The organism is Streptomyces zhihengii (assembly GCF_016919245.1).
GTDB classification, from domain to species: Bacteria; Actinomycetota; Actinomycetes; order Streptomycetales; family Streptomycetaceae; genus Streptomyces; species Streptomyces zhihengii.
Genome location: NZ_JAFEJA010000001.1, coordinates 951004 through 975459, shown reverse-complemented (window position 1 = coordinate 975459; position 24456 = coordinate 951004). Strand labels below are relative to the sequence as shown.

At 74.8% G+C, this 24456-nt stretch carries 19 protein-coding genes; 4 read left to right on the top strand and 15 right to left on the bottom strand.

From position 1 onward, the window contains the following. Nucleotides 1-201: 201 nt before the first annotated feature. A complete protein-coding gene (locus JE024_RS04145) occupies nucleotides 202-768 on the top strand; it encodes a M23 family metallopeptidase (protein WP_205372264.1) in 567 nt (188 codons plus the stop codon). A 158-nt stretch (nucleotides 769-926) separates the two neighbouring features. Here JE024_RS04145 and JE024_RS40870 read toward each other — a convergent pair whose 3' ends face one another. From JE024_RS40870 to JE024_RS04105, 8 genes are all read right to left on the bottom strand, one after another. Next, a complete protein-coding gene (locus tag JE024_RS40870) occupies nucleotides 927-2438 on the bottom strand; it encodes an NADase-type glycan-binding domain-containing protein (RefSeq protein ID WP_244882574.1) in 1512 nt (503 codons plus the stop codon). Between the two features lie 430 nt (nucleotides 2439-2868). Further along, nucleotides 2869-3441, bottom strand: coding sequence for a phage tail protein (locus JE024_RS04135; RefSeq protein ID WP_205372263.1), 573 nt, complete (start codon nucleotides 3439-3441; stop codon nucleotides 2869-2871). Next, entirely contained in the window at nucleotides 3438-5396 is a 1959-nt protein-coding gene (locus JE024_RS04130; RefSeq protein ID WP_205372262.1) for a putative baseplate assembly protein, read from the bottom strand. The genes JE024_RS04135 and JE024_RS04130 overlap by 4 nt, the downstream gene beginning before the upstream one ends. Beyond that, complete coding sequence (locus JE024_RS04125; RefSeq protein ID WP_205372261.1) at nucleotides 5396-5827, bottom strand: GPW/gp25 family protein; 432 nt, start codon at nucleotides 5825-5827, stop codon at nucleotides 5396-5398. Before JE024_RS04125 ends, JE024_RS04130 begins: the two co-directional genes overlap by 1 nt. A gap of 61 nt (nucleotides 5828-5888) precedes the next feature. Continuing rightward, complete coding sequence (locus tag JE024_RS04120; protein WP_205372260.1) at nucleotides 5889-7805, bottom strand: VgrG-related protein; 1917 nt, start codon at nucleotides 7803-7805, stop codon at nucleotides 5889-5891. Then, nucleotides 7805-8527, bottom strand: a complete 723-nt coding sequence (locus JE024_RS04115; protein ID WP_205372259.1) for a CIS tube protein — start codon at nucleotides 8525-8527, stop codon at nucleotides 7805-7807. The genes JE024_RS04120 and JE024_RS04115 overlap by 1 nt, the downstream gene beginning before the upstream one ends. A 28-nt stretch (nucleotides 8528-8555) precedes the next feature. Continuing rightward, on the bottom strand, nucleotides 8556-8978 hold the full coding sequence (locus JE024_RS04110) for a phage tail protein (RefSeq protein ID WP_205372258.1): 423 nt from the start codon (nucleotides 8976-8978) through the stop codon (nucleotides 8556-8558). A 123-nt stretch (nucleotides 8979-9101) separates the two neighbouring features. Beyond that, on the bottom strand, nucleotides 9102-9617 hold the full coding sequence (locus JE024_RS04105) for an extensin (protein WP_205372257.1): 516 nt from the start codon (nucleotides 9615-9617) through the stop codon (nucleotides 9102-9104). 613 nt (nucleotides 9618-10230) lie between these two features. Between JE024_RS04105 and JE024_RS41875 the strand changes: the two genes are divergently transcribed. After that, entirely contained in the window at nucleotides 10231-11421 is a 1191-nt protein-coding gene (locus tag JE024_RS41875) for a hypothetical protein (protein WP_205372256.1), read from the top strand. A 1448-nt stretch (nucleotides 11422-12869) separates the two neighbouring features. Here JE024_RS41875 and JE024_RS04095 read toward each other — a convergent pair. The 4 genes from JE024_RS04095 to JE024_RS04080 form a co-directional block, all read right to left on the bottom strand. Continuing rightward, a complete protein-coding gene (locus JE024_RS04095; RefSeq protein WP_187743631.1) occupies nucleotides 12870-13028 on the bottom strand; it encodes a DUF6760 family protein in 159 nt (52 codons plus the stop codon). Next, complete coding sequence (locus JE024_RS04090) at nucleotides 13025-13525, bottom strand: hypothetical protein (protein ID WP_205372255.1); 501 nt, start codon at nucleotides 13523-13525, stop codon at nucleotides 13025-13027. The genes JE024_RS04095 and JE024_RS04090 overlap by 4 nt, the downstream gene beginning before the upstream one ends. Next, complete coding sequence (locus tag JE024_RS04085) at nucleotides 13525-13968, bottom strand: phage tail protein (RefSeq protein ID WP_205372254.1); 444 nt, start codon at nucleotides 13966-13968, stop codon at nucleotides 13525-13527. The genes JE024_RS04090 and JE024_RS04085 overlap by 1 nt, the downstream gene beginning before the upstream one ends. A 72-nt stretch (nucleotides 13969-14040) precedes the next feature. After that, nucleotides 14041-15639, bottom strand: a complete 1599-nt coding sequence (locus tag JE024_RS04080) for a phage tail sheath subtilisin-like domain-containing protein (RefSeq protein ID WP_205372253.1) — start codon at nucleotides 15637-15639, stop codon at nucleotides 14041-14043. Between the two features lie 260 nt (nucleotides 15640-15899). Here JE024_RS04080 and JE024_RS41870 point away from each other — a divergent pair, with 260 nt between their 5' ends. Beyond that, nucleotides 15900-18962, top strand: a complete 3063-nt coding sequence (locus tag JE024_RS41870) for an eCIS core domain-containing protein (protein ID WP_280521542.1) — start codon at nucleotides 15900-15902, stop codon at nucleotides 18960-18962. Between the two features lie 132 nt (nucleotides 18963-19094). Next, entirely contained in the window at nucleotides 19095-20507 is a 1413-nt protein-coding gene (locus JE024_RS04070) for an RICIN domain-containing protein (protein ID WP_205372252.1), read from the top strand. 61 nt (nucleotides 20508-20568) lie between these two features. Here JE024_RS04070 and JE024_RS04065 read toward each other — a convergent pair whose 3' ends face one another. The 3 genes from JE024_RS04065 to JE024_RS04055 all read right to left on the bottom strand — a co-directional run bounded on the left by JE024_RS04065 (nucleotide 20569) and on the right by JE024_RS04055 (nucleotide 24209). Then, on the bottom strand, nucleotides 20569-22704 hold the full coding sequence (locus JE024_RS04065) for an ATP-binding protein (RefSeq protein WP_372449766.1): 2136 nt from the start codon (nucleotides 22702-22704) through the stop codon (nucleotides 20569-20571). Then, the gene (locus JE024_RS04060) at nucleotides 22701-23387 is read right to left on the bottom strand and encodes a Pvc16 family protein (protein ID WP_205372251.1); all 687 of its coding nucleotides are present in this window, start codon (nucleotides 23385-23387) and stop codon (nucleotides 22701-22703) included. Before JE024_RS04060 ends, JE024_RS04065 begins: the two co-directional genes overlap by 4 nt. Nucleotides 23388-23552: 165 nt before the next feature. After that, nucleotides 23553-24209, bottom strand: a complete 657-nt coding sequence (locus JE024_RS04055) for a helix-turn-helix transcriptional regulator (protein WP_307840690.1) — start codon at nucleotides 24207-24209, stop codon at nucleotides 23553-23555. Nucleotides 24210-24456 lie beyond the last annotated feature (247 nt).

Below are 24456 nucleotides of genomic sequence, written 5' to 3'. Positions count from 1 at the left end.
GAGGGCCCGCACCGCGTACGCGCGGGTGCGGGCCCTCGTCGACGGCGCTCGCCGGCCGTGCGCCCGGCAGCCGTGGACCGGTGTCCACACGCTCCCGCTCCACGGCCCGGGGCCGGGCGGGAAATGGCCGACGGGGACCCTGTTCGCCATGCATGATCGCGCCCTTGAATCAGCGGGTCACCGACCCCTGAAGGGAAGATCATGCAGAGACGTTTCCGTCGACTCCTGGCCACAGTGGCCACGGCCGGCGCGGTCGCCGTGATGGCTCCGACCGCCGTCGCGGCGCCGCAGGCGGTGCAACCGCTGGCACGGCCCGCCTTCAAGCTGCCGTTCGACTGCAACCAGACCTGGCGCGGCAGCAACTGGGACGGACACAGCCCGGGGCACTCGATCGACTGGAACCACTATGACGCCAACGGCACCCCGGACGACTTCAAGCGCCGGGTGTTCGCGAGCGCGGGCGGCACCGTGCTCTCCTCCTACTACTCCACCACCAACGGCTACGGCCACACGATCGTGATCGGGCACGGGGACGGCTGGCAGACCCGGTACGCCCACCTGTACGACCGGGAGGTCAAGGCGGGCGACAAGGTGACGATCGGTCAGCTCATAGGCCGGGTCGGCGCGTCCTCCGCCACCTCCGAGTTCTCCCCGCATCTGCACTACGAGCAGATCCACAACGGCGCGGTGGTCGTCGCGACCCTCCAGGGCCTGAGCTACCCCGACTTCACCGTGCGCTACCAGAAGAGCACCAACCGGTGCGGCTGACCGCACGCCGCCGGACGGCACGGATCACGAGGGTGTGGACGCTCGCGTTTCGGCCAGGTCCAGACCGGTGGAGGGGCGGCAGCACGGGCGGCTGATCTCCGGCGACGCGCTCCGGTCCCCTGCGGGACCGGAGCGCGTCGCGTGGCGCGCCGGGCCGGTCAGGAGCGGTTCGCGCTGGAGGGGCCGAAGAACTCGATCTCCGCGATGGCGACCTGCTTGTCGGCGGAGGCCGCGTGGGACGACTCGACGGTGAAGCGCACCTTCGTCACCTCACCGACGCGGAACGGCCGCCGCTGGGCGCCCGCACCCTGATCCAGGGTCAGCTTGCGCGTGGTGGTGGTCGCGCCGTCCTTCCCGGTGATCGTCGCCGTGACGCGGTGCGGCAGGGCCGACTCGCCGATCTTGTCCGCGCGGACGGAGACACCGGGCGTGATGATCACGTCCAGCAGCCGGGTCGGCTCGCTGAACGTGACCTCGATCCACTCGCCCTGGCCCGACTGCGAGACACCCGGCCCCCACCAGGTGTTGCTGCGCTTGTCGAAGGCGAGCAGCGGCTTGTGCCCGCTGTACGAGCGCGAGGCGGTGATCCCGTCCGGGGCGACCGGTGCGCGCTTGGCGAAGTGGTCCCGGGAGGCCTGGATGCCGTCGGGGATGTAGACGAAGCCGAGGACCACCAGGGTGATCACGACGACGAGGGTGATCCAGGTGCCGATCCGGTCGAAGACCCGCCGCAGCCGGGGCCGGTCGCCGGCCCACGGCGTCTCGTGGCGCCGGCCGCCGAAGATCCGGCGCCACCACGGGGCGCGGAGCGGGGTCGTGTCGGGGGTCTCGTCCAAGGGCATCGCGCAGCGCGCGCAGTAGTGCCGGTCGGGACGGTTCGGGGTCGAGCACCAGGAGCAGGGCGCGCCGTTCAGCACACCCGGCACCTGCCCCGGGGCGCGCACCGCGGGCCGGTCCGCGTCGGGACGGCCCGGCAGGACGGGGGCGGCGGCGGGCGGCGCCGCGGGGCTCGCGGCCTCCGGGTCGGCCACGGGGACCAGCAGGGAGCGTGCCCGGTCGGACATGGTGTCCCCGAGCGCGCCCGAACCCGGCGCCCCGGGGATGGGCGCGGTGTCGTCGTCCGCGCCTGAGGGAGCGGCGGGGCCGCCGCGGTGGGCGTCGTCCGCCTGCCGGTTGCCGTGACCGTCGTCGGGCCGGGGGTCGCTGCCCCAGCGGTGGTCGTCGTCGCGCTGCGAGGCGTCGTCCCGGCGGGTGCCGGTCGTACCGTGCGCGCCGGCGTTCCAGGCGGTGGCGCCGTCCGGGCGGGGGCCGTCCGGACGGGAGCCGTGACCGTCGTCGGGCCGGGGGCCGCTTCCCCAGCGGGCGTCGTCCTCCCGCCGGGAGGCGTCACCGCCCGGCCGGGGGTCGCTGCCCCAGCGGTGGTCGTCGTCGCGCCGCGGGGCGTCGTCCCGGCGGGTGCCGGTCGTACCGTGCGGGCCGGCGTTCCAGGCGGTGGCGTCGTCCTGGCGGGTGCCGGTCGCGCCGTGCGGGCCGCCGGCCCCGTGGTCGGTGTCGCGACGGGCCCACTGCCCGTCCCCGGGCCCGTCGTCGCGCCGCGGCGGCTCCGCCGCACCGGGGCCGTCGCCGTGCCGGGCGGGCTCCGGGGCTCGGCCGCCTGCCCCGGTGCCCACCGGGCCCGCCGGGACACCCGAAGCCGTCCCCGGGCCCGCGGGCGGGGCCGCCGCGCCGTGCCGCCGCCAGGCCGGCGGTCCGGGCGGCGCGGGCCGCGCGGGCGGCACGGGCGGAGTCCATGAGCCCGGCGGCGGTCCCTGCGGTCCCCGCCGTCCCGGCCGCTACGGCCGTGCGGCCGCCGTCCGCGTCCGGGCGGCCGGTGCCCGCCCCCTGCGGCTCCGCCGCGGGCACGGGCGCGGGCGCCGAAGCCGCCGGTGCGGGCCCGGGTGCCGCGGAAGCCGCCGGCGGGGGCGGCGGCCGTAGGGGCGGCGGCCGCGGGGCGGGCGGGGCGGGTGCCCGGCTGGTCCCAGCGGAGTACGGCGCCGCACGCGTCGCAGAACGACTGTCCCGGTTCCGCGCGCGTTCCGCACTCGGCGCAGTTCTGCGTGGTCATCTCTCCGGGGTCCTTTCGGCTGCGGTCACTTCGACCGAGTAGGGCATGTGGGCGGGACGGGCCGCGGCCACGAGGCGGTCCAGGCGGTGGGTGTCGGCCGGTGCGGGCTCGGGCAGGCGGACGGTGACGTGCAGACGCGGGCGCGGGGCGCCGGGGAACGGGCCGAGCGGCCGGGCGTTCCACTCGGCGCCGCCGCTCTCGACGATCTCCGGTTCGACACCGAACGCCAGCCGCACCGCCTCCCGCAGACCCCGTACGGTGCCGCGCACCCGGTGCAGCCCGGCGGCGGCGATGACGGCGGCCCGCAGCCGGGCCTCGGGCTCGGTGCCGTCGGTCTCGGCGCCGACCCAGGTGCCGAGCCAGCCGGTGAAGTCGGCCGGGGCGAGGGCCGGGTCGAAGTAGGAGTCCAGGCAGTCCAGCACGTTCAGCACGGGCGCGATGACGTCGTCGAGGCCGCCGACGAAGCGCTGGGCGAGGTCGTCGTCGGCGAAGACGGCCGGGAGCATGGTGCCCAGCGGGAGCGAGGACCCGAGGCCGTCGACGGAGCCCCGGCGGGAGGTGCCCGTCATCCGCCGTCCCCGATCACCCGGACGCGGTGGTCGAAGGAGAAGACCAGCGACGGCGGCTGGAGGTCGATCCGGTCGGTCGGGTCACCGCGCTTGCCGGTGAGCGGGTCGGCGGGGTGCAGGACCACCTCGTCGACGAGTTCGACGCCGGGCACGCGTTGCAGCACGGCGAACACCTCACCGGCCTGGACCGGACGCCCGAACCGCCAGCCCTGGCCGTCCGCGCCGCCGGTGAGCGGGTCGAGGTGGCGGTAGAGCGCGTCGTGGGCCTGGCGGCGCACCCGGTCGGTGTCCACACCGCGGAAGGCGTGGACCGTGGCCACCACGGTCACGCCCTGGTAGTACGGCGGACCGACGGCCAGGCGGGTGCCGATCAGACGGCGCTCGTCGAGATGGCGGGTGATGCGCGACAACAGGGCGTCACCGGGCACCAGTTGCTCGAAGCGCAGCCGGCCGCCGGGGTCCGGGACCGCCTGCGGGACGACCAGCACCCGCACCGCGTAGGCCCCGTGCTCGCTCTCCTCGCCCTGGAGACAGGTGATGCGGGCGGTCTCGGGGGCGGCGCGGCGGGCGAGTTCCTCGTAGTCGCGCAGGGTGACGGCGCGGTCCTGGGCGCGGAGGGTGACCGGCGCCCGCAGCTTCGCCTCCTCGACGGTCTCCCCGTCCACACCGCCGCGCGCCGCCTCGCGGTTGACGACCTCGGACACGTACGGCACGGAGGTGCGCAGGACCTGCACGGCGCCGCGCGCCACGTTGCCGGCGCGCCCGCCGCCGGTGCGGTAGCGGTGGGCCCGCACGACGGCGCCCTTGGGGGCGACGGCGCCGTACTGGCGCAGGGTGCCGTCGGCCTCGCGGACGGCGGGCCCGAAGGAGATCTCGCCGGTCGCGGCGTCGAGCGTGATGTGGTGGTCGCGCGGGCGGGAGCCGGCGAAGTGCGGGACGACGTCCCAGTCCTGCCAGCCGTCGTCGGCGGCCGTCTGGAGCAGCAGCGGCGGATCGTCGGCGACGACAGGGGAGTGGGTGAGCCGCAGCCGCTGGCCGGGCAGCCCGGTGGCCTCGCCGAGGGCCTCGTCGTGGACGGTCTCGGCGTGCACGGCGCGCGTGGTGCCGCCGATGGTGTACGCCTCGGCGGAACGGATGCTGGGCGAGGTGGTGTAGAACGGCTGGCCCGGCAGCGGATCGGTGACCCGGCAGCGGATCCAGCCGGCCTCGTGGCCGCCGTTGCGCGACAGCACATGGCCGCCGGGCAGGTGCAGGACGATGTCACCGGGGCGGTTGAGGCCGCCGGTGCCGTCCCGGTCCACCTCGCAGGGCTGCCAGCCGTCCTCGGTCCACGCCTCCCACACCAGCGGCGGCTGGCGCGGGTCGACGCCGACACCGTCGACGCGGCTGTCGAGCTCCAGGGCGAGCGCGCAGTGCGGGGCGGCGGCGGTCAGGCCGATGAGCATGCAGTCGCCGGGGGCCGGGGCCTCGGCGAAGCACAGCACGTCCTTGCCCTCGGCGAGTTCCGTGGTGCGGTCGGTGACGGGCCGGCCGCTGTGCTGCACCACCACATGGCCGAGCGCGCACGGCACGACCGCCAGGTCGCCCTCGGTCGCGAAGACGACGGCCTCCTCCCGCTCGGTGCGCAGCGTGGCGACCTCGGTGCCGACCGGGATCAGGATCGTGTCCTCCTGCGGCGCGGACAGCCAGAACGTCACCTCCGTCCGGGCGGCGGACGGCGGGAAGAGGGTGATGCCGACCAGGTCGAGGAAGGCGAGATGGTTCTTCTCGGGCACCCGGTTGAGCCGGTAGACGATCTGGTCGGCCATGTGCGCGACCGTCTCCACGAGGGTGACGCCGGGGTCGGAGACGTTGTGGTCGGTCCACTCCGGAGCGCGCTGCTGGATGTAGCGCTTGGCGTCGTCGACGAACTGCTGGAAGCGCCGGTCGTCGAGGTTGGGTGAGGGCAGGGCCATCAGTCGTCGCTTTCCGAGGAGCCCGGCTCGCCCGGCTCGTGGTGGGAGGGGATGACGTAGAACGGGAAGACGAGGCTGCGCGGGTTGTTGGTGCCGCGGATCGAGTAGCGGACGTCGATGAACAGCACGCTCTGCTCGGCCCCGGCGGACACCTCCACGTCGTGCACCTCGATACGGGGCTCCCAGCGGTCCAGGCTGACGTGCACCTCGTGCTGGATCCGGCCCGCCGTCTGCTCGTTGACCGGCGCGAAGACGAGGTCGTGGATGGCGCAGCCGAACTCCGGCCGCATCGGCCGCTCGCCGGGCGCGGTGGCCAGCACCAGCCGGATCGCCTCCTCCACCTCGCGCTCGCCGCTGACCAGGGCGATCCCGCCGGTGGGTCCGATGCGCAGGGGGAAGGCCCAGCCGGAGCCGACGAACTGTTCGGCCATCAGAGGGCCACCTGCCTTCTCTTGCCGCCGGCGGCGCGGGCGCGCCGGCGCGGTCGTCCGGTCATGCGGGGAGGGGGTACTTCACGGTGTTGACGAAGACGAGACCCTGGAGGTCGACCCGGACCGCCCGGATGCCCACGTTGGCGATGGAGTTGACCTGCACCGAGCCGCCGGAGGAGATCATGGTGGCGCCCACCGCCTTCAGGTTGAGCGCGCCCATCGCGTCCACGGTGACGGCGCCGGTCAGCGACTTGAGGTTGACGAGGCCCCGGCCCTGGATGTCGAGGAGCCCACCGCTCTTGATGGTGAGCCGCCGTCTCGCGCTGAGCTCCAGGTCGGTGCCCGCCTCGATGGAGACGGAGCGGCTGCCCGTGATGCTGACGGCGCCCTTGCTGTCGATGGTGATCTCGGTCTTGGTGCGGTCCAGGTTGATGGTCAGCCGGTCGTCGCCGCTGGCGATCCGGACGCCCTGCCGGCGCTTCCCGGTCCGCTGGCTGAGCAGGTCGACGCGGTTGGCCTGACGGTCCGACAGCGTGTGCCGGGCGGCCTTGCGCTTCAGCCCGTCGTGCAGCGGGACGTCGTCGACCTTGGTCGGCAGGTCCCGGCCGTTGTAGAGGCCGCCGATCACGAACGGGTGGTCCAGCGCCCCCCGGTCGAAGGCGACCAGCACCTCGTCGCCGACGTCCATCGGGAACACGCCCCCGCCCCCGACGCCGCCCCACTGCACACTGCGCGCCCAGTCGCTGACGTAGGTGTTGTCGAGCCACGGGAACTGGAGCTTGACCCGGCCCTGCCGCAGCGGGTCCTGCACATCGGTCACGATGGCGTTGGCGACGCCGGGCAGCCGGGTGGCACTCGCGGAGTCGGTGCCGCCGCCGCCCGACGCCAGACCGTACAGCGAACGCCACTGGCGTCCGCTCACCGTGATCCAGGACTCGTAGTGCCGCCCGTCGCCGAAGACATGGCGCACCGAGGTGACGGTGTACTTGCCCTCGAAGGGCTTGCCCACGTCCTTGAGGGCCACCGGCAGGCCGGGCCGCAGCTCGGGGTTGCCGTACACCGCGACCTCCAGCTCCGCGAAGGAGGAGGTGACGTCGGCGGCGAGCGCCTGCGCGGCGTGCCGGACCTCGTCCTGCCGGTCGTACGGGGTGCCGGTGGACACGAGCGGGGCGGGGCCGAAGACGCCCGCCGCCCTGCCCGGGGTGAGCCCGATGGAGATGCCCGGGTCGGTGGACGCGGGGGCCGTCTCGACGATCTTCTTCTTGGTGGTGACGTTCCAGCCGCGCGACTCGACCGTGCCGACCTGGTCGGCCGCGGTCACCGCGGCCCGCAGCCGCAGCACGTCGTGGCCCGCCTGGAGCACGAACGCGCTCTTGTCGCCGTCCGTCGCCGGGGACGGCGCCCCCGCGGACGGCTTCGGCGTGACGAACCGGAACTTCCCCTTGGCGTCCAGGGACATCACCATGTTGTTCTCGTCGGCCAGCCGGGACAGGAAGTCCCAGTCGGTGACGTTGGCCTGGCTGAGGAACCCGTACGTGCCCTTCGTCGGCTGGATCCGGCCGATCGGCACCCCGTCGAGGGCGGCGAGCTTGCGGGCGATGTCGGATGCCTTCTGGTTGCGGTAGGCAGCCACCCGGCGCCTGCGCATCATCCGGTGGCCGAGGTCGTAGCCGCGCACCACGGTGAAGCTGCCGGTGCCGTCGTAATCGGCCTCCAGGGCGGTGACCTCGCCCGTCAGCAGCGGATTGCCCACCCCCTGGCCGTCGGCGACCGGCGTGAGGACCACCCGGGTGCCGAAGGTGACGCCCAGCTTGCCGAGGACCAGCCGGTACGGGTCGCGGAAGGTGAGCCGGAACGCGGCCGGCACACCGACGCCCTGGTCGACCCAGCCCTCGGTGAGCAGCGGTGCGATGTCGTCCGGCAGCTTCGCACCGCCGATCCGCACCTGCATGATGCTGGAGAACGCGGGCTGCACCATCAGCGCGCCACCTCCTCGGGGGCGGGCAGCACCAGTTCGGTGCCCGCCGGCAGCCGGGACGGGTCGTCGATGCCGTTGATCTCGGCGATCGCCCGCCACACGGTGGCCGTGCCGTACTCGCGCCAGGCCAGCGACTGGAGCGAGTCGCCCGCGACGACCCGGTGCACCCGCTGAGCGGTCAGCGCACCGGAGGTCGGGTTCTGGCCCTTGGTCTTGCCGGGGATCTCCACGAGCCGTATCTGGCAGGTGGCCCGGATGGGGACGCCGGTGGTGCCGAAGAGGGTGTACGACGCGTCGACCGAGCCGACGTACGCGGTGAAGCGGGCCGTGGAGAACGACCCCCACTCGAAGACCACCCACGGCGGCGACGGCTGGTCGGCGGCGATGCTCTTGGCGGTCACCTCGCAGCAGCCCAGCAGCGACTCGACCTTCTTGAGCACCGAGTTGCCGGTCGGCGCGGTCGACGAGTCGAGGAAGACCTCCAGCGTCATCTCGCGCGGCTCCGCGCCCATGAACTCCGGCTTCGAGCCGTCGCGCACCGCCATGGTCGGCGTCGCCTTCCACTGCGCACGCTGACTCAGGGCGAGCTGCGCCGGGTTGAACTCGAAGCCGAACGTCCGCATCAGCGCGCCCGGCGTGGTGCTCGTGCCGACCGGCGGTTCGTGGATCGCCAGCGTGGCGCGCACCAGACTCTTGCCGGCGCCCCTGCTGCTCGTGGCCATGGGTCCTCCTCTCCGTTCCGCCGCGCCGTCAGTCGGTGAAGCCGTGGTGGGCGATCTCCAGCACCTCGGTGGCCACGGCCGGGCTCGCGGGGTCGAGGGTGGGGCCCTGCCAGCTCACCGGCAGCACGTCGATCAGCCCCCAGCGGGCGACCAGCGACCCGTCCGCGCGCAGCGCCGCGATCTGCGCGGTGGGGCGCTTGATCCCCGTCTGCACGGACGAGATCCAGCGGGCGACCTTCGCGGTGTCCGGCGTCAGCGGGCGGGTCAGCCGGATGGTGGAGAACGTGACCCGGGTGGGCAGCCGCCACACGAAGCCGTTGTTGCCGCCCTCCTCCCGGAGTTCGACCTCCACCTGGGACGACAGGCCGTCGCAGCCGTTGAAGCGGCCGAGGCTCTCGCCGTCGATGGTGAGGTCGAACCAGATGGTGGACCCGGGATCCTGGCGGGGCATCGGGGGTGGGCCTTTCTGTCGTTCTGCTGAGGTGTGGCGCGTGGTGGTCCGTGGGCGCCGGGGTGCGTGGTCGCGTACGGGGCGTGCGTCCGGTGCGGCCCTTCCCGGCGGACCTCGGTCCGGTCAGGCGCGCGGGTCGCGGAGTCTGCCGACCCGCTCCCGGTCCATGCGCAGTTCGGTGCGGACGAGACGGGTGACGCGGCCGGTGATCCGGTGCACCAGCTCGTCGAGCTGGAAGTCCGTCAGGTCGCGCGGGTCGAACCCGCCGGCCGGGACCGCGGTGTACTCCGGCGGCGGGTCCGCCTCCCGGGCGCGCGGCTCGTACGGCGGCGGGCCGCCCGGCGGATGCGCGGGCGGGGCGGGCGGCTCGTACGGCGGGGGTGGCCCGGTGGGCGGCGTCTGCCGGGGCGGCGTCCGCAGGCGCTCCAGGTGGGAGGCGACCGTGGCCGACGCGGCGGCGGCGAGCGCGCCGACGGTCCGGCCGGGCGAGTGGCCGGACGAGAAGCCCGGGAGCCGCTGCACCGTGGGCGCGGACGCGGAGTCCGCGCCCGCCGGCCGCGCGGCCCTGGGCAGCGCCGGCGGCTCCTGCGCCACGGGCGGGTTCAGCGGGGCGACCGGCAGCGGACCGGGCGCGGACACGCCGGGCGGCGTGGGCGCGTCGGAGGGCCTGGACGCCGTGGACGCGGCGGAGTGCGTGGACCGCGTGGGTGCGCCGGGGCGGGCGGGAGCGCGGAGAGGAACGGGTGCGCGCAGGGGTACGGCCCTCGCCGGGGTGGCCCGCTGCACCGGGTGAGCGGCGGGACGCACCGGGGGCGCCGGCGCCGCGGCCGTGGAGGGCAGGGGCGCGGCGGGCGCGGGCACGGCGGGTGTCGGTGTGACGGGTGGCGGCGTGGCGGATGTCGGCGTGGCCGGGGGGAGCGGGGCGACGGCGCGTTGGACGGGGGGCGGTGTCGGCGCGCTCGGTGCCGGTGCCGCTGCCGGGGGTGTGGTGGTGCGGGCGGTGTCCGTGGGGCCGGCTGCGGCGGGTTGCCGGGGCGGGGCGAACGGGGCCGTGTCACCGGGCCCGTTCGCGACCGGGGCACCCAGCGGCGAGCGCGGCCGGGCAGGGGCGAGTGGCGTCGGAGCCGTCCCGTCGGAGCGGACGGGACGCGTCGGTGCGGGCCCGGACGTCGGAGCGCCGAGACCGGGCCGCCCCGGGGCGACCGCGCGCTGCACCGGCGCCTTCGCGGCGGGCCCGGGGGCCGTCGGTCCGGTGGACGGGGTGCCCGTGGGGTGCGCCCTCGCGGTGCGCGGCTGCTCCGACCGGACGGGCGCCGCCTGGGGCGGAGCGGAGGCGTCCCGCCGCACGGGAGGCGGCGTCGACGGCGCGGAGTCGCCCTGCACCGGGGGCACGCTCGTGTCCGGTGTGCCCGCCCGCGTGGGCCGCGGGCCGGTGGGCCCGTTCACGGGGACCGGCGTCGAGCCGGACGTGGTCGGGACAGGACCGGACCGGGCCGGTGCCGGGGTGCCGGGTGTCACGGCGCGCTGCACGGGGGACGGTGACGAACTGGACGCGGGTGCGGGCGTGCGGGTGGCGGGTGGTGCCGCCGGGGCCGGTCCGGTCGTGGGATTCGCGTGGCGGGTGCCGCTCTGGGGCGCGGGAGCGTGCGGACGGGCAGCGGGCTGGACGGGGAGCGGGGCCGGCGCGGCCTCTCCGCCCGGTGTCGTCCGCTGCACGGGGGCGGCGGGGCCGGACCGGGGTGCCGTCTCACCGCGGGTGCCGGGTGCGGGCGCCCCGTCCGGCCGGGGCGCGTCGGTCCGTGGCGAGGCGGAGGGCGTACGGGAGCCGGGCGTCGCCCGCTGCACCGGGGGCCGCGTGGCGGGGGTGGCCGCCCGGGGCGCGGGAGCGGGTACGGGTGCGGCGGGCTGGGCGGGGCGTACGGCGTCGGGGGCGGCGGTGGTCCTGGTGGGCCGCGCGGGGGCCACGGGCGGCGTGGACTGCCGGGGCGTGGCCCGCTGCACCGGGGCGACGGGCCCGGGCGCGGGGGTCGTCCCGCCCTGGCTCCCCGGAGACCGGGGGCCCGTGGGGTGCGCCGCGCCGGGTGCCGCGCTGGTCGCGCCGGGTGCCGAAGGCGCCTGCTGCGCACCGGAGTCGGGCGTGGCGCGCCGGACGGGTGCCGCGGGTGCCGCGGGTGACGTGGGTGTCCGCGGCGCGCCGGGTGCGGAGGGCGAACGGTCCGCGAGCGGCGCGGGCGTGGCGGCGGCTGAGCGCTGCACCTGCGGAGTGCCGGGCTGTGGCGCGTCGCTGCCGGTGCGCGACGAGGGCGTGCGGCCGGGCCGCGCGGCGGGGGAGTCGGAAGCGGCCCGCTGCGCGGTCGTCCGGCGTGTGCCGGAGGTACCGGGCGCGGACGCGGCGGGGCCCGACGCCGCCCGCTGCACGGGCTGCACGGGCCGCGCGGGCTGAGTCGTGCCGGATGCGGGCGTCGTCGCTCCGCGCGGCGCTTCCGGGCGCGTGGCTCCGTCCGTCCGCGGCGCACGGGAGTCGGGCGGTGCGCCCTGCTGGGTCACCGCCCGCTGTACGGGGTCGCCGGCCACCGGAGCACTCGGGGCACGGTCGCCGGACGGCTGTGTCACGCCGCGCACGGGCGCGCCAAGTGCCGTACGCCGCACCGGCGCACCGGCACGAGGAGCCTCACCGTGCACGGGGCGGCGTGGACCCGCGCCGTCGCCCGCCCCGGGGCGGAGGTCCGGAGCCGCACCGCGCGCGGCGCCCGGAGCGGCCTCGCCGGCCACGGGGTTGACGGCGCGCTGCACCGGCGGCCCACCACGGGGCGCGGCGCCCGGCCCACCGGCGTCACCGTCGCCCGAAGCCGAAGCCGAAGCCGAAGCCGAAGCCGAAGCCGACCCCGACGCCGAGGCCGAGGCCGAGCCCGAAGCCGACCCCGCAACGGAGGCTGACCCCGAGGAGGCCGACCCCGAGCCCGAAGCGGACCCCGAGCCCGAGGAGGCCGACCCCGAAACGGGAGCCGACCTCGGCCCTGAGCCCGAGGCGGCGCCCGCCCCCGATGTCCCCTCAGCACCCGGCACCGGGCCCGGGGCCCGGCGGGCCGTGGGCAGGCTGCGGCGCTGCACGGTTGTCGGCGCCGGCGCGGCCTCGGTCAGAGGCCGGCGGACCGGGGCCGGAGCCGCCGTCACCGGAGTCACGCGGACACCTTGGCCCGCCGTGCCCACGGCCGGAGTTGCCGCAGCCGGAGACGCCACGGGCGCCACCGGAGACACGGCCGGTGCGACCGGCGCGGCGGCCCGAGCGTTCGCCTGCGCGCGCTGCACGGCCGGAGCGGCGGACGCCGCCCGCGCTCCGGTGCGCACCGAGGGAGCCCCACTGGAGGCGGGCGCCCCCACGGGCAGCGCCCGGAGCGGCGCGACGGGCGTCCGCTGGGCGGCCGGTCCGCGGGCGGGAGCGGCCGACGGCAGCTTCGGCGCGTGGCGCTCCAGCCCTCCGACCGGTCCCACCGGCCCGGCCGACCCGGACGCGCCGGCGAGCGCGCCCGGCAGCAGCCCGGCGGCGGGGTCCAGCACCGCGGGGGAGGGAGCCCGGCTGAACGACGGGTTCTGCCAGGTCGGCAGCCGCCCGCCGAAGCCGGCGTCCGCGACGCCCGTGGGTCCGTCGGCCGTCGCCCGCTGGATCGGCGGCAGCCCGCTCCACGCGGCCACCACCACCGGCGCGGGACCGGCCGCAACCTCGGCCGTCCCCGTCCCCGTCCCGGTCGCCGACGTAGCCGCCGGCCCCGCCGAATCGAACGACCCCGCCGAATCCGGCGAACCCGCCGCCTCCGACGCCCCTGTGGGCGCCCCCGCGGACTCCGCCGCGCCGCCCCGACGTCCCCGAAGCCGGTCCAGGAATGCCACCGCTCAGCCCTCCGTCGCGCCGCGCGTCACGAGGGACGCGATCTGCTCGGTGTACCGGCGCCGGTCCTGGTGCTCCAGGTCCAGGATCGCGTCCAGACCCCAGTGGAAGTGGTAGGCGACGTACGCGATCTCCTCGTGCAGCCGGTCGGTCGCGTACGTCACGATTCCCCCAGGCGGCTCCCGCCGAGTTCCACCTCGAAGGGCTCCGAGCAGTGCGGGCACTGCACGGCCGCGCGGGTGTGGCCCTCCGCGTTGATCTGCCGGTAGAAGTCCTGGAGGAACGCCAGGTCGGACGCGAACATGTTCTCCACGACCCCGTCGTGCACCATCGTCAGCGTGCCCAGCCGGGTGATCACCCGGCCGAGCAGCACGACCGACAGATAGGCCGGGTTCTCCTGCACCCGCACGTCCCGCAGCGGGACGAGTTCGTCCCGGGCGGTCGACAGGCGCATCACCCCGTCCCGGTGGACCGTGCCCGCGTCGTCGACGTACCCCCGCGGCAGTTCGAAGGGGAACTCGGTCTGCAACGACTGCCGCGGCGCCGGGTCCGCCGCCGGCCCGGCGGATGCGGTGGCGGAGACGGACCGGGGAAAGTCCGCCCCCGCCGCCGCGGTCTGCGATGCCGCGGCGGCCGGAGCCTTGGCAGCCGAACGCCGCATTACTCGATGACCAGTTCTTCGAACACGATGGTGACGGTCTCGGTCAGGGCCGAGGCCTCGCCGGCCTTCACCGTGCTCGTGTCGATCTTGCTGCACCAGGCGTTGCGCAGGTTGTAGCGCTTCACCGGGTTGTCCTGGAAGTCCATCACGATGATGGACGCGTTCTTGCGGGCCGTGCTCATCTGGCCGCGGATCGAGTCGTTGATCCACTGGGTGAACGAGGCCGACTGCGTCATACCGCGCACGACGGTGCACTGGCCGTTCTTCTGCACACCCGGCAGCAGCGCGACCTCGGCCCTGCCCTGGGCGCTGTTCTGCTGGTAGGTGATGACGTCCTGTTCGAGGGTGAGACCGCTGACTTCGGCGAGGTACTCGACCATCACACCGTCGATCTGGAGGCCGAAGTTGTGTGACGTGAGGGCGTCACCCGGCTGAAGGCTCATGTGTTCGCTGTCCTTGAGAGAGAGGGAGGTGCACGGAGGCGGTGCGCGGACGGAGGCGTGCTCCGCGTCCGCTTACTCCTCCAGCTCCCCGTTGCCGCTGGAGAACTGGGCCAGCCGGAAGATCACGAACTCGGCGGGCTTGACCGGCGCGATGCCGATCTCGCAGATGACCCGGCCGAGGTCGACCGACTCCGGCGGGTTGGTCTCCTCGTCGCACTTGACGTAATAGGCCTGCTCGGGGCTCTGCCCGAACAGGGCGCCGCTGCGCCACTCGTTGACCAGGAAGGCCGAGAGGTTGCGGCGGATGCGCGCCCAGAGGTTGTGGTCGTTCGGCTCGAAGACCACCCACTGGGTGCCGATCAGGATCGACTCCTCCAGGTAGTTGAAGTACCGGCGGATGTTCAGGTAGCGCCAGGCCGGGTCGGAGGAGAGGGTGCGGGCTCCCCAGACGCGGATGCCGCGGCCGGGGAAGGCGCGGATGCAGTTGACGCCGATCGGGTTGAGCAGGTCCTGCTCGCCGCGGGTGATCTGGAGCTCCAGGTCGACCGCGCCGCGGACGACCTCGTTGGCGGGGGCCTTGTGCACGCCCCGCTCGGTGTCGTTGCGGGCCCAGATTCCGGCGACGTGGCCGCTCGGCGGGACCATCCTGGTCTGTCCGGTCGCCGGGTCGAAGGACTTGATCCAGGGGTAGTACAGGGCCGCGTACTTGGAGTCGTAGCCGGCCGTCTCCTGGCGCCAGACCCGGATGTCGCGGGCGTTGAGGCCGGGCGGCGGGTCGATGATGGCGACGCGGTCGCCCATCAGCTCGCAGTGGGCGATCAGGCCGAGCTGGACGGCCTTCACGGCCTCCAGGTCGATGGTGCCGCGCTGGTAGGCGGCCATCAGGTCGGGCACGGCGACCATGGAGATCTCGTCCACGGCCTCCAGACCGCCGAAGCCCGTACGGTCCGCGGAGTCGCCGAGGTACTGCGCCGGGCCGGGGTGCGAGGCCCCGCCCGGGACGGCGGCCGGCGCGTTGTCGGCGGCCGGGGGCGGCGCGGGCAGTGCCACGGTCTGGTTGTCCGGGCGGGCGAGCTGCGCGGACGGCGCGGCCTCCGTCACGGAGATGAGCTTGGAACGCTCCTTGACCTGGGTGACGACATAGGCGCGGCTGCCCTTCTTCGCCGTCACGTCGAAGGTCTCGACCGGCTTGTCGCCGTCCTTGACGATCAGCTTGAAGCGCTCCGCGGGGCCCTCGCCCTCGGCGTCGGCGACCTCGACGGACAGCGCGCCGCCGCCCTCGCCCGTCGCCGTCACGGCGAAGGTGCCGAGCTGCCGGGGCTCGGCGGCGGGCAGCGCGGCCTGGCGGGCGCCGCCCGTCACGGCGGACCGCGCGGACTCCTGGCCGTTCCCGGCGGCGTCCTCGGCGGAGCCGCCGACCCGGACGACGTACGCCGCCGAACCGCCGTTGTTGAAGAACCCGTACACGGAGTGCGCGAGGTAGTAGCCGTCGCTGAAGTCACCGAAGGCCGCGACGTACTGCGTCCAGTTGGTCACCAGTGTGGGCTCGTTCAGCGGCCCGCTCGGGGCGAGACCGACGAAGGCGGCCACCGACGTGCCGACCCCCTCGATCGGGCGCGAGCCGCTGGCAACCTCCTCGACGTAGACGCCGGGCGACAGGTACGACGGCATGCTCTGCTCTCCTCGGGGGTGCGAGACAAGACGTCCTCACCCTCGCGCGCGCGTTGCGCCGCCGAAACGTCCTCCGGTGCCGGTACGGGGGCACCGGGGTTGCCCCCGGTCCTGCCCGTTGGGGCAGGTGGCCGCCGGGAGGCGCCGCGGGAGGGGGGCGGCCGGAGCCTCTGCCCCCGATGCTGCCCCCGCGGCCCTGCCGGCATGCGCGCGGACCCGGTACTGCTGAAGGATCGGTGTCCGGTGGTGGAGGGAGCGTCGTGCGGGAGCGCGGAGCGGGGAAGCAGCCGTCCGACGAGAGGCAGCCGCCCCGTCGTGCGGTGACGCCGGGCGCGCCGGACCCGGTCCGGCGGATGCTCGCGCTCCAGCGGTCGGCGGGGAACGCGGCCGTCGCCCGTGCCGTCGAAGCGGAACGGCACCTGCACGGGCCCGGCTGCGGGCACGGGACCACCGTCGCCCGTTCCGCCGACGCCGCCGCCGAGCCGCACCGGCACGGGGCCGGCTGCGGTCACGGGGGCGCCGAGGACACCGGTCCGCAGGGCCAGCGCGGCCTCATCGACGCCGCCATGTCGACGCCGAGCCGCACCCTGCCGGAACCGTTCCTCGACCGGGCGAAGGCGTTCTACCGCAACGACGGACTCTCCGAGGGCCGCGTCCACGACAACCCCACGGCGCAGCGCGCCACCGCCGCGCTGGGCGCGGAGGCCATGACCGTCGGCAACCACATCTTCCTCGGCCCGTCGGCCGTCGGGAACACGAGGATCCTCGCCCACGAGGCCAGCCACCTGGACAAGAACCTCCGCGGCGTCCGCGAGACCGGCAACGACAACGGCGCCGGTGTCACCGTCACCGATCCGCGCCAGGCGTCGGAGGTGTCGGCGGTGGCCGACGGCGACGCCTTCGAGGCGGGGGCGACCACCGCCCCGTCCGTCGCCGCCCAGCGGTCGGTCCGCTCCGGCGCTGACGACGGCCCCGCCGCCGTGCAGCGCGCGGGCGGCAGCGGCCGGAGCGCAGGCAAGGTCAAGGAGAAGTCCGCTCGCCAGATCGCCAAGGGCATCGACGAGGAGGTCAAGCAGGAGTGGGACTACGCCTACGGAGGCGGACGCCAGGGCACCGCACCGGAGGAGGTGAGGATGCGCTACGCCCGCTCCATGGCGGACGACCGCACCTCCCAGGCGCTCTCCCACCAGAGCTTCCTGGTGTACGACGCCATCCAGGCCCGGCGCGAGCAGACGGGGAAGAAGGCCGTCAACGAGCGCGAGGTCCAGGGCATGCTGATCAACAACCGGCTGCTCTTCGCCTCCAACTTCAACGAGTCCATGGACCTGCTGAAGCCTTTCGAGACCAACGGCTCCCGTGACACCTACCCCTCCCTGGTGGGCACGCACCAGAGCGACGCGGGCCGGGTGAGCGGTCTGCCGGCCTCCGACGCCGACGAGTACCGGAACCGGCTGAACCGCGCCGACGTCAAGACGCAGGCGATGCTGGCCGGCCAGCGCGACGACGCCGTGGCCGACGCCCTGCGCGAGCGCCGGGGCAAGCCGGTGACGGTGATCGACGTCGACGACCCGCGGCTGCACCTCATGCTGACGGGCAAGCAGTACGAGGGCGCGGTGTTCTTCGTCAAGGTCCCGGCGGAGAAGGGGCTGATGCACGCGGAGCAGAAGCTGCTGCTGGCGCTGCGCACGTCCGGCATCACCGGCGAGGAGACCAAGGGGTCGCCGCACGCCGTCATGGGCCGCTACCGCGGCTGCCTGTGCTGTACGGCCGCGCTCGACTACTACCGCAACGAACTCGGCTTCAGCACCATGGACTACGACCCCAACCCGGGCTTCTACTACTGGGAGTCCCTGGAGAACCTGTACAAGCACCAGGACCACGTGGTGAAGGACCCGAAGTTCCGGGAGACGATGCTGCGCCTCGCCCGGGAGCTGCCGAGCACCCCGGCCATGTCCCGCACCGAGCCGCCGGAGCACGCCTACGAGCGCAACGGCCCCGAGAGCCTCGAACACGCCTCCGCCGCCGCGCGGCGCAACTACCGGAGCCCTTCCACGAGCGACGTCGAGACGGGCTTCGACGAGGAGACCGGTCTTCCGGTCTACACGTCCTACGAGCGGGAACTCGACCTCGGCTACGCGGGCGGCACCGGTGGCGCGAAGGTCGGCAAGGGCACCAAGATCGACGACGCCTCGAAGGGCAAGTCCCGTGCGCGCGCCACGCGGATCGTCGACGCGGCGGGCTGGACGGAGATCCAGAACAGCTGGCTCCACGACGGGCCCGAGGAGCAGGCCAAGGTCTACCGGAAGTGGGAGAAGGACAAGAAGGCGAGCCGCGCCGAACTGGTCGAGATCATCCGCGGGGTGGAGACGGAGCGGAGCGCCGAGGCCGTCCACGCCGCCGTGTCGCGTCTGGTCAAGGGCACCACCGGCCATGAGCGCCGCGACAACCGCAAGGCGGGCGACCCCGTGGTGCGCCGGCCGGACAAGGGGAAGTACGCCGAGAAGCCGAAGTCCGCGTCCAAGAAGCCGACCCGCAAGACCGGCCGGGAGATGAAGCGCAAGTCGAAGGGCTGGAAGAAGATCGAGGCCCTGATGAAGGCCGAGCGGAACACGAGCGACTTCTACAAGCAGTGGCGCGTGGAGGACGCGAAGTCCAAGCCCGGCAACCTCAAGACCTCCCTGATGTCGCCGGCGCTCGCGCAGCTCGTGGCCGACCTCGGCGCGACGTACACCGTGTCCACGATGAGCCACCGTCTGCACATCGCGGAACGGACGCTCCGCCGCTTCGTCTCGGAGCGGCGTCCGGCACAGGCGGCGGAGCCCGACAGCGACACCGCGTCCGAGTCCGGTTCCGACACGGCCTCCGTGGCCGGTGACACCGCGAGCGTGGCAGCGACCACGGTGGACGACGGCGCCTCGGAGTACCAGGGCGGCGACGTCATGGACTACGCGGACCAGGACGACTACGCCGGCTCCCAGGCCGACTACGGCGACTACGCCGACTACCAGGATGAGTACGGCGGGGACGACGGCGGCATGGACTACGAGTACGCCGACGACTACGCCTCCGACGACGGACAGGCGGCCCCGGCCCCCGCCTTCGCCTACCAGCAGCAGGGCGGCTCGGCGTCCGGCACCGCCGAGGCGGGGCCGTCGCACAGCTTCGCGTACCCGGGCGTCTCCGGCTACACCCTCGTCGTCCACCGGGGGCAGACGCTCTACCGGGACGACTCCGACGGCCAGTTCCACTGGCGCGACCCCGACACCTACCGCATGGTCCCGCTCGGCGAGTACGCCTCCGACGTCGAGATGAGCGACGCCTAGGGGCTGCCCGGCGGGGTCGTCCGGAAGGCCCCGCGGACCGTCCGTTCCACCGCCCGGCCGGGTCCGCCGGGGCAATCAGGTCTGCCCCCGTGGCTCCTGACCGCGGGCGGCCCGGTGGCTAGCGTGGCGGGGGTGAGCCTTTGGACTTCTCTGGAACCCTCGTCCGTCACCGTGGACCCCGGCAGCAGCACACGGGTACGCCTGCGGGTGCGCAACACCGGTGACGTGGTGGACGAGTACCGGTTCGAGCCCGTCGGGGACGTGGCGCCCTGGACGACCGTCGAGCCCGGGACACTGCGGCTGTACCCGGGCACCACCGGGACCGTCGAACTGACGTTTGCTCCACCCCGGACCCCCGACGCCGTCGCCGGCCCGAACCCCTACGCCGTGCGGATCACGCCGACGCAGCACCCGGAGGCGGTGACCGTCCCGGAGGGGAACCTGACGATCACACCGTTCACCGAGGTGCGGGCGGAACTGGTGCCCCCGACGGTGAAGGGCCGGTTCCGGGGGCGGCCGAAGCTGGCGGTCGACAATCTCGGCAACACCAGGGTGACGGCCTCGGTCGGGGGCAGCGACAACGGCGACCACCTCTCGTACCGGATCAGTCCGGCGAACGTCCAGATCGAGCCCGGCCGTGCCGCGTTCGTCGACACGACGCTGAAGCCCCGGCAGATCACCTGGTTCGGCTCCAAGGAGGAGCGCCCCTACACGCTGGCGGTCCGCCGGTCGGGGGCGGACACCACGGAGGTCGAGGGGACGTACGTCCAGCGCGGCTTCCTGCCCGCCTGGCTCGCGACCTTCCTCGGCCTGCTGCTGGTCCTGGCGATCGCCTTCCTGATGATCTGGATCTCCTACAAGCCGCAGGTCCGCACGGAGGCGATGGAGCAGACCGAGCAGGCGGGCGCCGCGCTCGCGCCCAGCCCCACTCCCTCCCCGCCCGTCGAGCCGGCCCCGCCCGAGCCCTCCGAGGAACCCGACCCGCCGAAGACCGAGAAGCCGGACGGCGACGGCGGCGGTGGCGGCGGAGGCCCCTCCAAGCCCGCCGGTCCGCCGCCCGTGGTCCCGGCCAAGAACGTCCTGCTGCGCAACACCACCACCAAGCTCTGCGCCGAACTGCCCGGTCACGAGAAGGGGGAGATCAACGGCCCCGTCCAGCAGAGCGTCTGCGACGGCACCGACCGGGACAACCAGTTGTGGGACCTGGAGGTCAAGTACCCCAAGCAGGGCCCCGGCGGCACACCGCTCTTCCAGATCCGCAACGTCAAGGACAAGTTCTGCATGGACCTGGGCGAGTACGGCGGACGGCCCGTGGGCACCCCCGTCGCCGAGTTCCACTGCGACGGCACGACCGCCGACAACCAGCTCTGGTGGATCCAGAAGCAGGACAGCGGCGACTACTGGATCCGCAACTACGCCAGCAACAACAAGTGCCTGGAGGTCGAGGGCAGGAGCGACGGCGGCATCAACGCCCGCCTGCGCATCGGCGACTGCACCAACATCGACGACCAGGAGTGGAAGATCATCACGCCGAAGAAGGACTGAGACCCACCGCCGGCCGCCGTCCGGCGGGGCACCCGCCCCGCCGGACGGCGGCCGTCGCATGTCACCAGCCGTGCTCGCCCGGCACCAGCCGGCCCGCCTTGCGGTACTCGCGCCGGGCGCCCTCCAGGAGGTCCGGCGCCGTCACCACGTCCCCGCGCCCGGCGGCGAGATAGGCGGCGGTGACCACGGCGCTGCGGATCGACCCGCCGGCCAGCTCGAACTCGTCGGCGAGCGGGGCCGGGTCGATGCCGTCGTCCGACGGGACGTGCGCCAGACCGTGCCGCCACAGCGCCAGCCGCTGCCCGGCGTCCGGGAACGGGAAGTCCACCACCAGGTCCAGCCGGCGCGTGAACGCCTCGTCGATGTTGGCCCGCAGATTGGTGGTGAGCAGGGCGATGCCGTCGAAGGACTCCAGCCGCTGGAGCAGGTAGGCGCTCTCCATGTTGGCGTACCGGTCGTGCGAGTCCTTGACCTCGGAGCGCTTGCCGAAGACGGCGTCGGCCTCGTCGAAGAGGAGCACCGCGTCGGTGCGGTCGGCCTCCGTGAAGATCCGTTCGAGGTTCTTCTCGGTCTCGCCGACGTACTTGTCCACGACAGAGGAGAGCTGCACGACGTACAGGTCCAGGCCCAGGTCGGCCGCGACCACCTCCGCCGACAGGGTCTTCCCGGTGCCCGACTCGCCCGCGAACAGACCGAGGACGCCCCGGCCGCGCCCGCCGCCCGCGCTCAGGCGCCAGTCGCCGAGGACGCGGTCGCGGTGGCGGGCGCGCAGCGCGAGTTCGCGCAACTGCGTGAGCGGCGCCTCGGGCAGCACCAGGTCCCGCCAGTCCACGGCGGGCCGGATGCGGCGGGCATGGCTCTCCAGGCCGGAGGCCGACTGGCGGCGGGCGGCGAGCCGCAGATGGGCCGCGGTGACCGGGCCGCCGTCGAAGGCGGCGAGGGCGCGGGCGGCCCGCGCGGTCCGCCGGACGCGGTCGCCGCCCAGCCGGTACGGGGCGATCGTGCCGGCCACGTCGAACCCGTCGGCGTCCGCGCCGAGCGCGGCCCGCCAGACGGCCGCCCCGCCCGCCCCGCGGCCCGGCGCGTCGAGGACCAGCGGGTCGACGGGGGACCAGTCGGGGTCGTACGGGCGCGCGCCCGTCATCAGCACCGTCACGTCGTCCGCCGCGGTCAGCGCCCGCACCAGCGGGCCCGCCTTCCCGGGCAGGCCCGGCACGACGACGGCCCGGCCGCCGAGGCGGGCCTCCCGCAGCAACTCGGGCACCCGGTCACCGGGTTCGGCGCAGCACAGCGCGTCGAGGCCGGCCGCGGCGAGGGCCGCGGACGCGGCGGCGAGTCCGTCCCCCTCGCGCTCCTCGCGGAGGTAGACGGTGAGCGGACCGCCCCGCAGGAGCGCGGAGAGGCGGTGCGTGAAGTCCCGTGCGGCGAGGTCCGCCGCGGTGCCGTCGGACGGCGGCTCGGGCAGGGGCTCGGGCAGCGGGCGCAGCAGTCCGGAGAGCGCCGCGTCCGGGGTGTCGTCACCGAGGAGATGGCCGGCCAGCCGGTCAGGCACGCGCAACGGCCGCGAGAGGAAGGGGCGTTCGGGCTCCTCGACCTCCAGCAGGCCGAGGGCGCGCAGCGGAGCCGAGGCGTGCAGACGGGCACGGGCGGCCGTGTCGTGCGCCGGGACGGCGCACAGGTCGAGGGCGAGGCCGGCGGTGGCACGGCGGCGGCTCACATCGTCGTTGAGATAGCCGTAGAGCGGCTCGAAGCGGCGGTCGACGTCCGGGGCGAGGGCGATGAGCAGCAGGGCGGTGTCCAGGCCGGTCAGCCCCGCCCGCAGGGCCAGCCACGCCAGCCGGTCGCCCGCGTACGGGGCACCGTCCGCGTCGAAGGGGGACGCGCCAGCGGCGGTGTCCGGAACCCCGTCCGCGTCGTAGGGCGTGCCGGTGGCGTCAGGGACGGGCGGCGGGGGAGCGGCGTCCGGGTCCGTGGGCGCGGGATGGTGCAGCAGATGGCGCACCGCCTCGTCGGACAGGTACAGGCCGCGCAGCGGGTCACCGGCGGTCGGGTCGCCCGCCGACCGGTGCTCGACCAGCACGGTCACCCGCTCCCGCAGGGCCGCGAGGCGGTCCAGCAGGGCGAGCGCGGGCCCGCCGTCCGCCGGGGCGCCGGGGTCGGCCGCGGCCGGTGGTGCGGCGATGTCGTGGGCGGTCACCGCGGGTCCGCCCGGCGGGAGCCCTCGTCCTTGCGGGTGCTCCGGGCGGCGCGGGCGCGCGCCACCTGGTGGGGGCGGTGGGAACGGCCCCCGGACGCGGGCGGATCGCCGTCCAGGCCGCCCACCCGCACCGTCGCACCCTCGGTGACCGGCGGACCCGCGTCGTACTCCGGGAAGGCCGGGAAGGGCGCGGTGACCACCAGGTCGAGGGACGGCTTCAGCTCGCCGCCGAGCGCGGACCAGATCTCGGCGAGCGAGCGGGACTCCGTCTGGATGCCGGCCACCGTCAGCGGCACGGACAGTCCCAGCGCCCGCAGGGAGCCGGGGAGTTCGTCCGGCGGCAGCACCTCGCGGGGCAGCAGGGTGGCCAGCACGGCGGACAGCAGCCGGTGCTCGTCCTGCGGGGTCTTCGTCCAGGCCGTCACCAGGTACGAGAGCCGGAACCAGCGCGGCGGCTGCCGCCGGCGCACCACGACGTCCCGCTCGTCCCGCACGGCCATCTGCCCGCGCTGACGCCGGCTCACGTCCTCCCGGATGTCGTACAGATACGTGTTGACCACCGGCGCGTTGCGCCGGGCCGCCCAGTCACGGGTGGGCGCCTCGAAGGACACCTCGATCCCCGATCCCGTCAACGCCCCTTGGCCGAGGAGGCCCTTGAGTGTCTCGTCCACCTCGTGGATCACGCCTGTGCTCCCGCTCTGCCCGCACCGCCGGTGGCGCCCGGCCCGTCGTCCACCCTCGATGGTCCCCCGGCCGCCGCTCCGGCCGCACGCGCGCGGGGGCGGGCGGCCGGGCAGTCTCCGCTGCCCCCGCGGTCACCGGGGGCCGGTATGCGGTTGCCCCGCCGGTCAGATGTAGCCTTCACGCAGGGCATATGCCACGGCGTGCGCGCGGTTGCGCAGATGGAGCCGTGTGGTGAGTCCGTGCATCACGTTCTTGACGGTCCGTTCGGAGTAGGACAGTTTGCCCGCTATCTCACCGGTGTCGAGGCCCTCGGAGACCAGACGCAGGACGTCCACCTCCCGGGGCGTGAGACCGAGCGAGGAGGCGCCCGGCCGGCCCGCCGCGCCCCGGTGCAGTGTGCCCACCTGGTCGATGAGCCGGCCGAGCAGGTCGGCGGGCAGGTCGCCGTCGCCGCGGGAGGCCGCCAGCACCGCCTGCACCAGCCGGTGGGCGGTGGCCTCGTGGCGCCACACGATCGCGCCGACACCGCACTCGACGACGTCCAGCAGCTCGCTCTCCCGCAGGGCGCCGACCACGAGCACGACGCGTGACCCCTCGCTGCGCACGATTCTGCGCATCCGGGTCAGCGCCGCCTCGTCCAGCGCGTCCTCGACGAGCAGCGCCACCGTGCCGGGGGCGGACTCCTCGCACAGGTCGATCTCCGGATGCCGGCGCAACTGGCTGACCGCGCCCTCGCGACTGATCGGGTCCGTGGCCGACACCGCCACCGGCACCCGCCGGGCGGGGGCGCCACCGCTCCGGCCGGTGCCGGAGGCGGTCATGGGCGTGGTTGTGGTCCGGGGTGAGTTGAGCAACCGTATCCCCTGTTCAGCGGCCCGCAGTGGAGCGCGGGCCGGTGGCGGATGAGCACGTTCCACACTTCTGGGGACGCCGCGGGGACGCAATCGTGGACCACCACGAGTCACACCACGAGACCGGCCCGCCGAACCGCCGCGACGACGCGGCCCGTCCCACATCACCGCAGGTCGAAGGGGGTAATGCCGGGCAGGGGACACCGTGCGGGACGCC